Annotated in this window: 1 protein-coding gene; it reads left to right on the top strand. The window is 70.4% G+C overall.

Annotated features, from left to right (window positions below; all coding sequences use genetic code 11):
• A partial coding sequence (locus ACLJNW_RS25380) for a LysR substrate-binding domain-containing protein (RefSeq protein WP_410961391.1) occupies window positions 1–270 on the top strand: 270 nt, incomplete at both ends.

The following is a 270-nucleotide window of genomic DNA, read 5'->3' as shown; positions in this document are numbered from 1 at the left end:
GCAGAACCTGCGCCAGGGCCTGGCCGACCTCGGCGTACGCATCGGCAAGGGCGACTGGGAAGGGGTCGGTCGGGAACGCCTGTTCGACGGCGAGGTGCTGATGGTCGCCGCGCCCGACTTCAACGGCGGCCGCCTGCCGCGCACGCCGAGCGAGATCGTCGCCTGCCCTACACTGCGCTCCACCGAATCCTGGGCGCTCTGGTGCCAGCGCGCCGGCGTGGCGGAACCGCAGCACGGACTGCTGATCAATGACTCGAACCTGCTGCTGGA

The sequence above is a fragment of the Salmonella sp. SAL4457 genome (assembly GCF_046548235.1).
Taxonomy (GTDB): domain Bacteria; phylum Pseudomonadota; class Gammaproteobacteria; order Enterobacterales; family Enterobacteriaceae; genus Salmonella; species Salmonella enterica.
The sequence above is the reverse complement of the archived record's forward strand: the minus strand, read 5'-3'. Positions and strand labels throughout refer to the sequence as shown.